General features: G+C 66.7%; 12 protein-coding genes. 1 reads left to right on the top strand and 11 read right to left on the bottom strand.

From position 1 onward, the window contains the following. Positions 1-43 precede the first annotated feature (43 nt). Positions 44-1,285, bottom strand: coding sequence for a flagellin (locus tag ACO6VK_RS13800; protein WP_422508031.1), 1,242 nt, complete (start codon positions 1,283-1,285; stop codon positions 44-46). An 83-nt stretch (positions 1,286-1,368) separates the two neighbouring features. On the opposite strand from ACO6VK_RS13800, the gene ACO6VK_RS13795 reads away from it, so the two are divergent. Further along, positions 1,369-1,584, top strand: a complete 216-nt coding sequence (locus ACO6VK_RS13795) for a hypothetical protein (protein ID WP_422508029.1) — start codon at positions 1,369-1,371, stop codon at positions 1,582-1,584. Here ACO6VK_RS13795 and ACO6VK_RS13790 read toward each other — a convergent pair. The 10 genes from ACO6VK_RS13790 to flgE all read right to left on the bottom strand — a co-directional run bounded on the left by ACO6VK_RS13790 (position 1,562) and on the right by flgE (position 13,532). Beyond that, positions 1,562-2,791 carry a flagellin gene (locus ACO6VK_RS13790; protein ID WP_422508027.1) on the bottom strand — a complete coding sequence of 410 codons (1,230 nt, stop codon included), beginning with the start codon at positions 2,789-2,791 and terminating at the stop codon, positions 1,562-1,564. The genes ACO6VK_RS13795 and ACO6VK_RS13790 overlap by 23 nt on opposite strands. Before the next feature lie 236 nt (positions 2,792-3,027). Then, positions 3,028-4,206, bottom strand: a complete 1,179-nt coding sequence (locus tag ACO6VK_RS13785; RefSeq protein ID WP_422508025.1) for a flagellin — start codon at positions 4,204-4,206, stop codon at positions 3,028-3,030. Positions 4,207-4,459: 253 nt separating this feature from the next. Beyond that, positions 4,460-5,665 carry a flagellar hook-associated protein FlgL gene (gene flgL / locus ACO6VK_RS13780; protein ID WP_411850939.1) on the bottom strand — a complete coding sequence of 402 codons (1,206 nt, stop codon included), beginning with the start codon at positions 5,663-5,665 and terminating at the stop codon, positions 4,460-4,462. Further along, a complete protein-coding gene (flgK, locus tag ACO6VK_RS13775) occupies positions 5,662-7,542 on the bottom strand; it encodes a flagellar hook-associated protein FlgK (RefSeq protein WP_422508023.1) in 1,881 nt (626 codons plus the stop codon). The genes flgL and flgK overlap by 4 nt, the downstream gene beginning before the upstream one ends. Before the next feature lie 8 nt (positions 7,543-7,550). Further along, positions 7,551-8,774 carry a flagellar assembly peptidoglycan hydrolase FlgJ gene (gene flgJ / locus ACO6VK_RS13770; protein ID WP_422508021.1) on the bottom strand — a complete coding sequence of 408 codons (1,224 nt, stop codon included), beginning with the start codon at positions 8,772-8,774 and terminating at the stop codon, positions 7,551-7,553. A 1-nt stretch (position 8,775) separates the two neighbouring features. Further along, positions 8,776-9,909 (bottom strand): flagellar basal body P-ring protein FlgI, encoded by a 1,134-nt coding sequence (locus ACO6VK_RS13765; protein WP_422508019.1) that lies wholly within the window; start codon positions 9,907-9,909, stop codon positions 8,776-8,778. 7 nt (positions 9,910-9,916) lie between these two features. Then, the gene (flgH, locus tag ACO6VK_RS13760) at positions 9,917-10,609 is read right to left on the bottom strand and encodes a flagellar basal body L-ring protein FlgH (RefSeq protein ID WP_422508017.1); all 693 of its coding nucleotides are present in this window, start codon (positions 10,607-10,609) and stop codon (positions 9,917-9,919) included. Between the two features lie 23 nt (positions 10,610-10,632). Beyond that, on the bottom strand, positions 10,633-11,418 hold the full coding sequence (gene flgG, locus ACO6VK_RS13755; protein WP_422508015.1) for a flagellar basal-body rod protein FlgG: 786 nt from the start codon (positions 11,416-11,418) through the stop codon (positions 10,633-10,635). A gap of 105 nt (positions 11,419-11,523) precedes the next feature. Continuing rightward, positions 11,524-12,276 carry a flagellar basal body rod protein FlgF gene (locus ACO6VK_RS13750; RefSeq protein ID WP_422508013.1) on the bottom strand — a complete coding sequence of 251 codons (753 nt, stop codon included), beginning with the start codon at positions 12,274-12,276 and terminating at the stop codon, positions 11,524-11,526. A 32-nt stretch (positions 12,277-12,308) separates the two neighbouring features. Continuing rightward, positions 12,309-13,532 (bottom strand): flagellar hook protein FlgE, encoded by a 1,224-nt coding sequence (flgE, locus tag ACO6VK_RS13745; RefSeq protein WP_422508011.1) that lies wholly within the window; start codon positions 13,530-13,532, stop codon positions 12,309-12,311. Positions 13,533-13,557: the final 25 nt, after the last annotated feature.

Raw genomic sequence — 13,557 nt, 5'->3', positions numbered from 1 at the left:
CCCGCCGGAGCGGGGTTTTTCGTGAGGCGGTTGCAGGCGGGGATCAGCCCTGCAGCAGGCTCATGACGCTGGACGGCGACTGGTTGGCCTGGGCCAGCATCGCGGTACCGGCCTGCTGCAGGATCTGCGTGCGGGTCAGCTCAGCGGTTTCCTTGGCGTAGTCGGTGTCGCGGATACGGCTGCGCGAGGCCGACAGGTTTTCCGAGGTGGTGTTGAGGTTGGCGATGGTGGAGGTGAAGCGGTTCTGGATCGCACCCATGTCGGCACGCGAGGAGTTGACCGCCTTCAGCGCCTTGTCGACCACGTCGATGGCCTGCTGGGCGCCGGCGACCTTGGAGATGTCCAGGCCGGAGGCGTAGGTCTTGGTGGCCGGGGCGGCCGGGGACGCGGTGAAGCCCGGCGTGGTCTTGGCCACCGGGGTCGCGGCGGTGTCGGACCAGGTGCCGCCGGTCACGTTGAACGCCTTGAAGGCGCCGGTCGCGTCGGTGCTGTCCTTGATCGCGGTCAGGTTGATCTTGGTGGCGTCGGTCTTGTCGACTTCAGCGTACACGCCGGACTGGTCCATCTTCTCGTTGATGGCGGCAGCCACAGCCTTTGCCGTCGCGCCCTGGATCTCGGCCGCGGTGGTGCCGGTCGCCTTGACGTTGATGGTGTCCAGATCGATGGTCTTGCCATCCGAGCCGGTCACCTTCATGCCGGTGATCTTCATGCCCTGGCCTGCGGTCACGGCGGCGGCGTCCACGGTCAGCGAGTTCTTGTCGAACTGCGAACCGCCCAGCGCCGAGCTGCTGGCGTTGACGATGCTGTTGATGCCGATGGTCTGGCCCGAATCGGCGCCGACCTGGAACAGCGCACCGGAGAAGGTGCCGTCCAGCAGCTTGGTGCCGTTGAAGTTGGTCTGGCGCGACACGCGGTCGATTTCCGAGACCAGCTGCTTGACTTCGGCGTTCAGCGCTTCACGGTCGCTGTCGGAGTTGGTGGCGTTGGACGACTGCACCGACAGCTCGCGGATACGCTGCAGGTTGTTGCCGATTTCGACCATCGCGCCTTCGGCGGTCTGCGCCAGCGAGATGCCGTCGTTGGCGTTGCGCACGGCAACGTCCAGGCCGCGGATCTGGGTGCTGAAACGCTCGGAGATCGCCAGGCCGGCGGCGTCGTCCTTGGCGCTGTTGATGCGCAGGCCCGAGGACAGGCGCTGGATGGTGGTCGCCAGGCTGGAGCCGCTGGTCGACAGGTTGCGCTGGGCGTTCAGCGACATCACATTGGTATTGATGACTTGTGCCATTTTCTTGCTCCTGGTGGCGATGATGTCGCCGGGTTGTCGAGGTGTTTCCTCCCGTGGGAGGGGCCAGGGAATGCAGTCATGCCGTGGCTGAAATCAATAACGACACAATGTCAACAACCTTTAGTGGATTTGACCGAAAAAATGCGGTTTTCGGCTTTGTTTTCCTGCGCCTGGCGGTCATGCGGCACTCCCTGCCGGCGGCGGCGGTTCAACGTCCCGGAAAACCAGAAAACCCCGCCGGAGCGGGGTTTTTCGTGAGACGGTTGCAGGCGGGGATCAGCCCTGCAGCAGGCTCATGACGCTGGACGGCGACTGGTTGGCCTGGGCCAGCATCGCGGTGCCGGCCTGCTGCAGGATCTGCGTGCGGGTCAGCTCGGCGGTTTCCTTGGCGTAGTCGGTATCGCGGATACGGCTGCGCGAGGCCGACAGGTTTTCCGAGGTGGTGTTGAGGTTGGCGATGGTCGAGGTGAAGCGGTTCTGGATCGCACCCATGTCGGCACGCGAGGAGTTGACCGCCTTCAGCGCCTTGTCGACGATCGAGAGGGCCTGCTGTGCACCGGCGACCTTGGAGATGTCCAGGTCGGCGGCGAAGTTGTTCTTCAGTGCTGCCTGGCCAGTCGCATCGGTCTGGGTGTAGGCGGCGGCGGGCAGGGCGACCGCGGTACCCGCGTCCAGGGTGCCGAAGGCGACGTTGATCGCGTTGAACACGCCCTTGTCGTTGACGCTGTTCTGCACCGAGGTCAGGTTGATGGCGCCGCCGGTAGCGACTTCAGCGTACACGCCGGTCTGGTCCATCTTGTCGTTGATCGCAGCGGCGATGGCGGCGTTGGTGGCCTTGGCCGTGGCGGCCATGTCGGCACCGGCCTTGACGTTGATGTCCGACAGCGTATAGGCCTTGCCGTCGGCGCCGGTCACCTTCATGCCGCTGATCTTGACGTCGCTGTTGACGGTGCCGGCGGCCAGGCTGAAGGAGCCCTTGTCGAACTTGGCGCCGCCCAGTGCGCTGGCGCTGGCGTCGACGATGCTGTTGATGCCGATGGTCTGGCCCGAGTCGGCGCCGACCTGGAACAGTGCGCCGGAGAAGGTGCCGTCCAGCAGCTTGGTGCCGTTGAAGTTGGTCTGGCGGGAGACGCGGTCGATTTCCGAGACCAGCTGCTTCACTTCGGCGTTCAGCGCTTCACGATCGCTGTCGGAGTTGGTGGCGTTGGACGACTGCACCGACAGCTCGCGGATACGCTGCAGGTTGTTGCCGATTTCGACCATCGCGCCTTCGGCGGTCTGGGCCAGCGAGATGCCGTCGTTGGCGTTGCGGACGGCGACGTCCAGGCCGCGGATCTGGGTGCCGAAACGCTCGGAAATGGCCAGGCCGGCAGCGTCGTCCTTGGCGCTGTTGATGCGCAGGCCCGAGGACAGGCGCTGGATCGTGGTGGCCAGGCTGGAGCCGCTGGTGTTCAGGTTGCGCTGAGCGTTGAGCGACATCACATTGGTGTTGATGACTTGTGCCATTTCCGTGCTCCTGGAAGTTCGTTCGGGTATCGAGGGGGGCCCCGGGGGAGAGGCCTTGTGGGCGTTGTGCCCTGGTTGAAATCATTAACGACACCCCGCTGGGAACCTTTAGCGGTCGCCGGTGTTTTTTTCGGTTGATCGCCCGTCCGCGCGGCCGTTGGCGGGGGTGCAGAGCCGGGCCACAACGAAAAACCCCGCCGGAGCGGGGTTTTTCGTGAGGCGGTTGCAGGCGGGGATCAGCCCTGCAGCAGGCTCATCACGCTGGACGGCGACTGGTTGGCCTGGGCCAGCATCGCGGTACCGGCCTGCTGCAGGATCTGCGTGCGGGTCAGTTCAGCGGTTTCCTTGGCGTAGTCGGTATCGCGGATACGGCTGCGCGAGGACGACAGGTTTTCGGAGGTGGCGTTGAGGTTGGCGATGGTGGAGGTGAAGCGGTTCTGGATCGCACCCATGTCGGCACGCGAGGAGTTGACCGCCTTCAGTGCATCGTCAATCACCGACAGGGCGCGCTGGCCGCCCGCCACGGTGGAGATGTTCACGCCGCTGACGGTGTCGCTCACGGCGGCCTCGACCTTGGTGGCCGAGATGCCGGTGAAGGCCACGGTCAGACCGGTATCGGTGGTGGCACCGGCGGTGAATTCGAAGGCCTTGTCCGACTTCAACGAGGTCAGCGTCATCACGCCGGCCTTGTCCAGCTCGGCGTACACGCCGGTCTGGTCCATCTTTTCATTGATCGCGTTGACCGTCTTCTTGGCCACGTCGATGGCCTTGTCGCCGGCCTTGAACGTCACATCGCCGATGTCCAGGCCGTTGACCTTCAGGCCGGTGACCTTGCCGTCAGCGGCAGCGGCAGCGCCGTAGATCGCCGCATCGGTCTTCTGCGTAGCGGCGTACTTGCCGTTGCCCAGGGTGGCGGTACCCGCGTTGACGATGCTATTGATGCCGATGGTCTGGCCCGAATCGGCGCCAACCTGGAACAGTGCGCCGGAGAAGGTGCCGTCCAGCAGCTTGGTGCCGTTGAAGTTGGTCTGGCGGGAGACGCGGTCGATTTCCGACACCAGCTGCTTCACTTCGCCGTTCAGCGCTTCACGGTCGCTGTCGGAGTTGGTGGCGTTGGCCGACTGGACCGACAGTTCACGGATACGCTGCAGGTTGTTGCCGATTTCGACCATCGCGCCTTCGGCGGTCTGGGCCAGCGAGATGCCGTCGTTGGCGTTGCGGACAGCAACGTCCAGGCCGCGGATCTGGGTGCTGAAGCGCTCGGAGATCGCCAGACCGGCGGCGTCGTCCTTGGCGCTGTTGATGCGCAGGCCCGAGGACAGGCGCTGGATCGTGGTGGCCAGGCTGGAACCGCTGGTGGACAGGTTGCGCTGCGCGTTCAGCGACATCGCATTGGTATTGATTACTTGTGCCATTTATCTTTTCCTGTGGGCAATTTCCGGTCGCGGCGTGCACCCGGAGATGACGCAGAGCCCGCACCGCGCTGCGGTACGACTGTTGCAGGAGAGATAACGGCGCACAGGCCGGTGGCTTGAGCGGAAAAACGCCAAAAACATCACCTCGTTGAGGTGATGGTCGGTGGGCGGCGTTGTCCAGGTGGCTTGAAAACCCCTGGAAACGCTGCGTTCTACGTGGCCGGGCGCGATGGCCCGGCGGCGCGTGCAGGCGTCAGCGGATGGCGTTGAAGAGCGACATCTGCTGCATCTGGGTGAAAATGGTCTGGGCAGCCTGCAGTGAAATCTGCTCGAGCTTGTACTGGCCGATCGCCTCGGCGTAGTCCAAGTCGCGCATCGCCGACAGCGTGGTTTTCAGGGTGACGGTGTTGGATTCGCGCAGTGCGCCGGCATCGTCGATGGCCTTGAGCTGCGAACCGCCCATCGCGCGCGCATCGATGAATTTCTCCGAGGCGCGGGCCACATCGCGGATGCCGGCCTGCAGGATGTTCTGCTGCCGGGCCACCGAGGTGGGGTCGTTGGCGGCGTTCTCCAGCGTGTCGATCATGCCGGTCAGGGTGGCGAAGATGTCGCGCGGCTGCGCGGCGCCCACGCCGAAGCTGTCCCCGGCGGCCGGTTCACCCTCGATGCGCATCGACACGCCGGCAAAGCTGATGTCCTCACCGGCCTTGAAGGTGCCGGTCTTGACCACCGCGTTGCTGGCGTCCACCACTTCGTAGGTGTCCGGCGCGGTGAAGCGCACGGTGTAGCTGCTGCCGTTCCAGTCGCCGGACGCGGCGTTGCGGCCGAAGGTGGTCAGCACGCCGGTGCCGGTGTTGCCGGTGGCGGCACTGCCGTCCAGCGTGCCGTCGCCGGTCAGGATGCGCAGGAAGATCTCGCTGCCGGGCAGGGCGTCCTTGACGAACGTATCCGGGGCGACCTCCACCTGGCGCTGGGTCTGGTCACCGTTGTAGGTCACCACCCCGTTGGTCAGCTTGAACGGCGCGTCGGCATCATCGGTGCCGCCGAACAGGTACCGGCCGTTGCCGTCGGTGCTGTTGGCCAGTGCCAGCAGCCCGTCCTTGACCGACTGCAGCTCGGAGCCGATCGACTTCAGGTCGGCCGCGGAAAGGGCCGGGTTGTTGGCCTGGATGGTCAGTTCGGTGATGTGCGCCATCATCTCGCCGGCCTGCGCCAGCGCGTTCTCCTGCAGGCCCAGGCGGTTCTGCACCACGTCGCCGTTTCGCTCGAAGCGGTCCAGCTCGGCCACGGCACGGTCCAGACCCACGGCGGTGCCGGCGGCGACCGGATCGTCCTTGGCGCTCACCAGCCGCTTGCCCGTGGCCAGCTGCTGCTCCAGATGGTTCATCTTGGCCTGCTTGGCCAGCATCATCGAGACCGACTGGTTGAACATCATCCCGGTGGAAATGCGGTTGTTCATCGGGAAACGGCCCCCAGGATGGTCTGGAACATGGAATCGGCGGTGGAAATCAGCTGCGAGGCGGCCTGGTAGGCCTGCTGCAGGCGGAGCATGTCGGCCGCTTCCTCGTCCAGGTTGACCCCGGACGTGGCGTCGCGGTTGGCCTGCGCCTGGTCGGTGATGACCTGCTGGGCCTGCAGGGAGTAGTCCGCCGCACGCGCGGCCGAGCCGACCTGGGTGGTCAGCCCGCCCAGGGCGCCGTTGAGCGTCACGGTGCCGCTGTTGAATGCCTTGGCTTCTTCGACCTTGGCCAGCAGCAGGGCATTGGTGTTGTCGCTGGACCCCGCCGGCGTCGGGCCGATGGAGAAGCTGTCGCCCGGCTTCGGCGCGCCGTCGAGCACGAAACTCCAGCCGTTGGCGGAGATGGTCTGCCCGGCGGTGTAGGTGAACGGACCATTGCCGTCGATGGTGTACTGGGTGGCACTGGTGAACGCGATCGCCGCCGGGGTGCGCAGGTTGGCGTTGGTGTAGTCGGTGACCTTGACGCCGGTGAGCTTGCCGGTGCCGGTGTTGGTCAGGCCGGCATTGCCCTTGATCGGCGCGGCGGCAGCGATGCGCGAGGTATCGGTGATCGCCACCGACAGGCTGCCGGCCACGCCCGCGGTGGGCTGCAGCAGGAAGCGGTCGTTGGTGGCCGGGGTGCCGCCCATGACCAGTTCCACGCCATTGATCACCAGCGGATCGGTGGCCGAGCCGGTACCGGTGAGCGGCACGTTGGCGCCGGTGTCGGCGCGGGTGGCCTGCCACTGGGTGCCGTCGAACTTGAGCACGATGTTCTGCCCGTCCAGCTTGGACAGGTCGCCGTAGGCGGTGCTGAAGGTGGCCGTACCGGTGTTGTGGGTGTTGCCGGTGATGCGCGGGCTGGAGAAGTTGAAGAAGTCCGCCCCCATCTGGCCGTACTGGTCCACGCCCTGGTGGTGGGTCTCATTGAACGTACTGGCCAGGCCGACCGCGAGGCGGCCAAGCTCGGCCTGGGTCGGGGTCAGGACGGTCTCGCGGAATTCCAGCAGGCCGCCGATCTGGCCGCCGAGCGACTTCGGGTCGAGCGTGATCTTCTGGCCCTGGGTTTCCAGCGCCAGCTGCAGCCGCTCGGGCTGGTAGGGATCGGTGACGGTGGTGACCTTCGAGGCGGTCGTGCCCACTACCAGCGCCTGGCCACCGGCGGTGTAGACATTCATGATCCCGCCGTCCTGCAGGATCGCGGTGCCGCCGGTGTAGCCGACCAGGTTGGCGATCAGCTGGTCGCGGCGGTCGAGCAGGTCGGGCGCGGCGGCGTTGGCATTGCTGCCGATCACCCCGTTGATCTGCGCGATTTCCGCCGCGAGGCGGTTGACCTCCGACGCACCGGCGATCAGGCCGTTGTTGACCTCGCCGTTGAGCGCGTTGAGGCTTTCATTGAGCTGCTTGAAGCGGTTGGCCAGTGTGCCGGCACTGTCGAGCACGTTCTGCCGGTCGGCGGTGCCGGAGGCATTGGACGACAGGCCGCTGACCGAATCGAAGAAGTTGGACCACACACCGGCGACGTTGGTTGCGGTATCGGAGAACATGGTGTCCACCCGGTCGGCCATCGTGGAGAGCTGCTTCAACCGCGCCAGCTCGCCGCTGCTGTCGAGCAGCCGCGAGATCGCCAGCTGATCGGCCACCCGGCGGATGTCGGTGATGCGGGTGCCGTTGCCGACGTCGCCGTACCCGTAGTTCTGCGGGTTGGCGGTGGCGAAGTCCACCTTCTGCCGGCTGTAACCAGGCGTATTGATGTTGGCGACGTTGTGGCTGGTGGTCGCCAGGGCCCGCTGGAAGGCGAGCAGGGCGCTGGTGCCGGTGGAGAGTACGCTGGACATGGATTACCTCAACGACGGATGACACCCAGCCCGGTCGGGCTGGTGGTGCTGGCAAAGGTGCGGCCCAGCCGCAGGCTGGCATCGCCCACCGCAGCGACGGCGCGCTCGATGGTCGGGCCGCCGGCAATCGCGGCGATCTTGGCCGCGTAGCTTGGGTCGGTGGCGTAACCGGCCTTTTGCAGGCCCTGCGCAAAGCCGCGCACATCGGCGCCGGCCTGCAGGGCGTTCTGGTAGCGCGGGCTGTTCTTGAGCAGTTTCACGTAGTCGGCGAAGCTCTCGCCCACCGAGGCATAGGCGCGGAAGCTGGCGGTTTCGTTGCGGCGCACGCCGTCCACATACTCATGGGTGCCGGTGGTGGCGCGCTCGCCGCTCCAGCCGTTGGCCTTGATCCCGAACAGGTTGTGCGAGCTGCCGCCGTTGTTGCGCGGAATGAGCTTGCGGCCCCAGCCGGTTTCCAGCGCCGCCTGGGCGACCAGTGCCTTGGCATCCACGCCGAGTTCGCGCGCGGCCTGCTGGGCATGACCCCAGATGCTGGCGACGAAGCCTTCCGGCGTATGCGGGCCCAGCTGTGCAGCGGCCGTGCTGCCGGCCAGGGTATCCACGGCGCCGGCCGCACGCGGGGCATCGCTGCCCACATCGCGCCAGCGGTCGTCGGCCATCGCCCAGTTGGCGCTGGACGGGTCGGCCGCCGGTGCCGGCGTGCCGTAGGGATCGCTGCGGCCGATGGCCTCGTGCATCTGGCTGGTTTCGCGCCCGGCGATCAGGTCCAGGGCGCGTTCCATCGGCTGCAGCACGGCCGACGGCGCGGCGCCGCCGAGCTGTTGCAGCAGGTCCGCTTCATCCGGTGCGCCGGCCGGCGCTGCGTCGGCGGGCAGCACCATCGGTGCGGCCGCCGGTGCATTGAGGCGGTAGGCGCGCAGGGCCGCAGCAGGGTTCAACGCCGTATCCACCGGCTTGGCCGACTCACCCTCGGCGCCGCCGAGCTGGCGGGTGATCATCGCCGACAGGCCCAGGCCGCGCCCGCGGGTCATCGCCTCGGCGATTTTCTGGTCGTACATCTCGCGGAACATGGTGTTTTCGGCCGGGAACAGCGAATCGCCGAAGCTGGCATCGCGCATGCTCTTGACCAGCATCTGCGCGAACTGGCCTTCCAGCTGGCGGGCGACCTTGTCGACCTTGGCCGGGCTGTTGGCCTGGGCGGGGTTGAGTTCCAGTGCGGGCGTGATGCGCATGTCAGATCACCTCGAGTTCGGCGCTCAGCGCGCCGGCCTGCTTGAGGGCTTCCAGGATGGCGATCAGATCGCCGGGAGCGGCACCCACCGCGTTCACCGCATGCACGATCTCATCGAGCGTGGTGCCGCCGGTGAACTTGAACATGCGGCTGCCATCGTTGGTGGCGGTGATGGTGGATTGCGGGGTGGCCACGGTCTGCCCACCGGCGAAGGCATTGGGCTGGCTGACGTTGGTGTTCTCGTTGATGGTCACCGTGAGCGAGCCATGCGAAATGGCCGCTGCGCCCACGCGCACCTGGGCGCCGATCACCACGGTGCCGGTGCGCGAGTTGACCACCACCTTGGCCGGCGCGCTGCCCGGGGTGAGTTCCAGATTTTCGATGCGGGCCAGCAGGCCGATGCGCGCGCCCGGGTCGCTGGGCGACTGCACGGCCACGGTGACGCCATCGATGGCGCGCGCGGCGCCATCGCCGAAGGCGTTGTTCAACGCCGCCACCATGCGCGAGACGGTGGTGAAATCGTTCTTGTGCAGGTTCAAGGTGATGTCGCCGCCTGCGCTGAACACGTCCGGCAGCGCCCGCTCAACGGTTGCACCGTTGGGAATGCGGCCGACGCTGGGCACGTTGACCGACACGCGCGAGCCGTCCTTGCCCTGGGCGCCGAAGCCGCCCACCACCAGGTTGCCCTGGGCGATCGCATAGACCTGCCCATCGGCGCCGCGCAGCGGGGCCATCAGCAGCGAGCCGCCGCGCAGCGACACTGCGTTGCCGATCGAGGACACGGTGATGTCGATCGGCTGGCCGGGCTTGGCGAAGGGCGGCAGCTCGGCGTGGATCGCCACGGCGGCCACGTTCTTCAACTGCGGATTGACGTTGGCGGGGACATTGACGCCCAGTTCGCCGAGCAGGTTCTTCAGGCTCTGCACAGTGAAGGGGGCCTGGCTGGTGCGGTCGCCGCTGCCGTCCAGGCCAACCACCAGGCCGTAGCCGACCAGCGCGTTGCCGCGCACGCCGCCGACCTGGGCCAGGTCCTTGATGCGTTCGGCGGCAGCCGGGGCGACCACGGCGAACAGGGCCAGAAGCACCAGCGTGGCGCGGGCGGCGAGAGCGGGCAGGGAGGGGGAGGCAGGCTTCATGTCGGGCTCAGTACGGCGACAACGCCGAGTTGAAGAAACGGCTCAGCCAGCCCATCGCATTGGATTGGGCGACCGGGCCGCGGCCGCCGTAGACGATGCGGGCATCGGCAACGCGGCTGGAGGGAATGGTGTTGTCCGGGAAGATGTCCGCCGCGCGCACGATGCCCTGCACCTGGACCAGTTCATCGCCCTGGTTCAGACGCAGGTTCTTGGCGCCCTGCACGACCAGGTTGCCGTTGGGCAGGCGCTGCATCACCGTGACGGTCACGCTGCCCTGCAGCCGGTTGCTCTGCGCGCTGGTGCCCTTGCCGGTGAAATCACGCGAGCCGCTGGCGCTGGCGCTCAGGATGTCCTTGCCGCCGAGCGTGACCGGTGCGCCGAACAGCGTGGGCGTGCCGATGCTCAGTTCGGATTCCTTGCCGGTGCTGGTGTTGGCGGTGGTCTGCGCGGTGGTGCTTTCGGTCAGGGTGATGGTCAGCAGGTCGCCGACATCCCGCGCGCGCCGGTCCGAGTACAGCTGCAGGCCGGGGCCGGCGGCATAGATCGCCCCGGCGGTGGGATCGGCACTGGGTGCCACGACCGGCACGACCGGCGCCATCGCCGGATAGGGCCGGACATCGCCAGCGATGACGCAGCCGCCGAGCAGGGCAACCACGGAGCTGGCAAGCAACAGGCGAAGGGTAGGGCGCAGGGGCGACATGGCAGGGCTTCCGGTTCGGCCGATCAGACGTTCTGGTTGAGGTAACCGAGCATCGCGTCGGTGGTGGAGATCGCCTTGGCGTTCATTTCGTAGGCGCGCTGGGTTTCGATCATCGACACCAGCTCTTCGACCACGTTGACGTTGCTGCCTTCCAGCGCGCCCTGGACCACGGAGCCCAGGCCGTTCAGGCCGGGATTGCCGTTCTGGGCCGGGCCGGAGGCGGTGGTTTCCAGGAACAGGTTCTCGCCGCGGGCCTGCAGGCCGGCCGGATTGACGAAGTCGGTCAGGGTCAGCGCGCCGATTTCCACCGAGGCGGCGTCGTCGGCCATCTTCACGCTGATGGTGCCGTCGGTGCCGATGGTGAGCGACTGCGCGCCTTCGGGAATCTGGATGCCCGGCTGCACCGGGTAGCCGCTGTTGGTGACCAGTTCGCCATCCTGGTTGCGCTGGAACGAGCCATCGCGGGTGTAGGCCGACGACCCGTCGGGCATCTGCACTTCAAAGAAGCCGCGGCCGTTGACCATCACGTCCAGTGCGCGGCCGGTCTGCTGCTGGCTGCCCTGTTCGAAGTTCTTCGAGGTGGCCACCACGCGCACACCGGTACCGATCTGCAGGCCGGTGGGCAGCTGGGTCTGCGCGGAGGACGAGCCGCCGGGCTGACGCACCTGCTGGTACAACAGGTCCTCGAAGCTGGCGCGGTCCTGCTTGAACCCGGTGGTGTTGGTGTTGGCGAGGTTGTTGGAAACCACCGACATGCGCGTCTGCTGCGCATCCAGTCCGGTCTTGGCGATCCACAATGCCTGGTTCATGGGGGAAGTCCTGTGTCGTTGCGGGCGGCCACGAAGCGTGGCCCTTGCGTAGGCGGATGCATGGCGCGTGCCAGAACCGCGCCGGATTTACGTCACGTCGGGCAATCAGCTGCCCAGGCGCAACAGGCTGTTGGCACTGCGGGCGTTTTCGTCGCCGTGCTTGATCACTTTCACCTGCATTTCGTACTGCCGCTGCAGCTGGATCATCTGCACCAGCGCACCGGCGGCATCGACATTGCTGCCCTCCAGCTGGCCGCTTTCCAGCGACTTGCCCTGGGCCTGCACGAACGGCTGCTGCGGATCGGCGTTGCGCATCAGGCCGTCCAGCCCGCGTTCCAGGCGCGCATCGTCGGCCTGCACCACGCGGATGCGGCCGACGTTGGCCATCGTCTGCGGGCCTTCGCCCAGCGGGATGATCGAGATCGTGCCGTCGTTGCCGATCTCCATCGCCTGGTGCGGGGGAATCGCGATCGGGTTACCGTTCTCGTCCAGCACCGGATGGCCGCCGGCGGTCACCAGCTGGCCATTGGGGGTGATCGAGAGCGCCGCACCACGGGTATAGGCTTCGCCGCCACCGGCCGGGGCCTGCACCGCCAGCCAGTTGCCCGACTGCAGCGACAGGTCCAGCGGGTTGCCGGTGATGTTCTGCGCGCCCATGCGCCGGTTGAAGCCGGCGTCGACATGCAGGGCATCCACGCGCGAGGCGAAGCCGTTGCCCTTGACCGGGAAAGCCTCGGTATTGGCGAGCGCTTCCTTGAAACCGGGGGTATCGGTATTGGCCAGGTTGTGCGACAGCGTGCCTTGCGCCTGCAGGGAGGCGCGTGCACCGGTCATCGCGACGTAGAGAGCCTTGTCCATCGTTGTGTTCCCGTGATGCGGTCAGTGGCTCATCAACGGATGTTGATGATGGTCTGGGTGATCTGGTCCATCGTGGAGACCATCTGCGAGTTGGCCTGGAAGTTGCGCTGCGCGGTGATCATGTTCACCAGCTGCTCGGTCAGGTCGACCGTGGAGGCTTCCAGCGAACCGGCCTGGACCTTGCCGAGGTTGGAGGTGTCCGGAGCGCCGGTACGTGCGGTGCCGGAGTTGAACGTCTCCACCCACAGGTTGTTGCCCTTGGCTTCCAGGCCCTGCGCGTTGTTGAAGGTGGTCAGGGCGACCTGGCCCAGCGCCTTGTCGTCGCCGTTGGAGTAGCGGGCGTAGACCACGCCTTCCTCGGATACGGTGATCTCGTTGAGCTTGCCGGCCGCGTAGCCGTCCTGCTGGGTGTTGCGCAGCGCGAACTTCTCGCCGTACTGGGTGGACCCCATGACGTTGAGGGTCATGGTCAGGGTGCCGGCACCGGTGGTCGGGCTGAAGGCGGTCAGCGGGATCTTGCCGTTGGCCGGAACGGTCAGCGCGCCGGCGTCGGAGAAGGCCATCGGTGCCGGTGCGCCGACGCTCTGGCCGTCCACGTAGTTGTGCACTTCCCACGCGTTGGTGCCGGCGGTCTTGACGAAGTACGAGGTCTGGATGTGGCTCACGCCCAGCGAGTCGTACACGGTGATGCCGCCGGTGGAATGGCTGTAGCTGTTGGAATCGGCCGGGTCGAACGGGGTCACCGTCGGCTGCTTGGCGTTGGCCGGCAGGGTGAAGCTCACGTCCACCGCGCTGGTCTGCTTGGGCGGGCTGTCGGTGGTGAGCAGCTGCAGGTCGGTCAGGCGGCCGCCGTCGAAGCTGGTGCCGTCGGCATTGGGGGCGAACACCTGGAGGCGTGCACCCTGCGGGTTGACCACGTAGCCGGCCTGGTCGGTCTGGAAGTTGCCGGCGCGCGAGTACACGCGGGCACCGTTCATGGTCATGGTGAAGAAGCCCTCACCGGAGATGGCCATGTCCAGGCTGCGCCCGGTCTGTTCGTTGTTGCCCTGCGAGAACTGCTGGGCGACGTTGGTCAGGCGCACGCCCGAGCCGATGGCATTCTTGGACAGGCCATAGCTGGTGGCCGAGAACAGGTCGGCGAACTCGGCACGCGATTCCTTGAAGCCGGTGGTGTTGACGTTGGCGATGTTGTTGGCGGTGACGTTCAGGTCGGCATTGGCGGCGTTGATGCCGGACAACGAGATGTTGAAGCCCATGAGGTTCTCCTTGGATGCGGAAGCA

The organism is Stenotrophomonas sp. GZD-301, assembly GCF_049310345.1.
Classification (GTDB): domain Bacteria; phylum Pseudomonadota; class Gammaproteobacteria; order Xanthomonadales; family Xanthomonadaceae; genus Stenotrophomonas.
The sequence above is the reverse complement of the archived record's forward strand: the minus strand, read 5'-3'. Positions and strand labels throughout refer to the sequence as shown.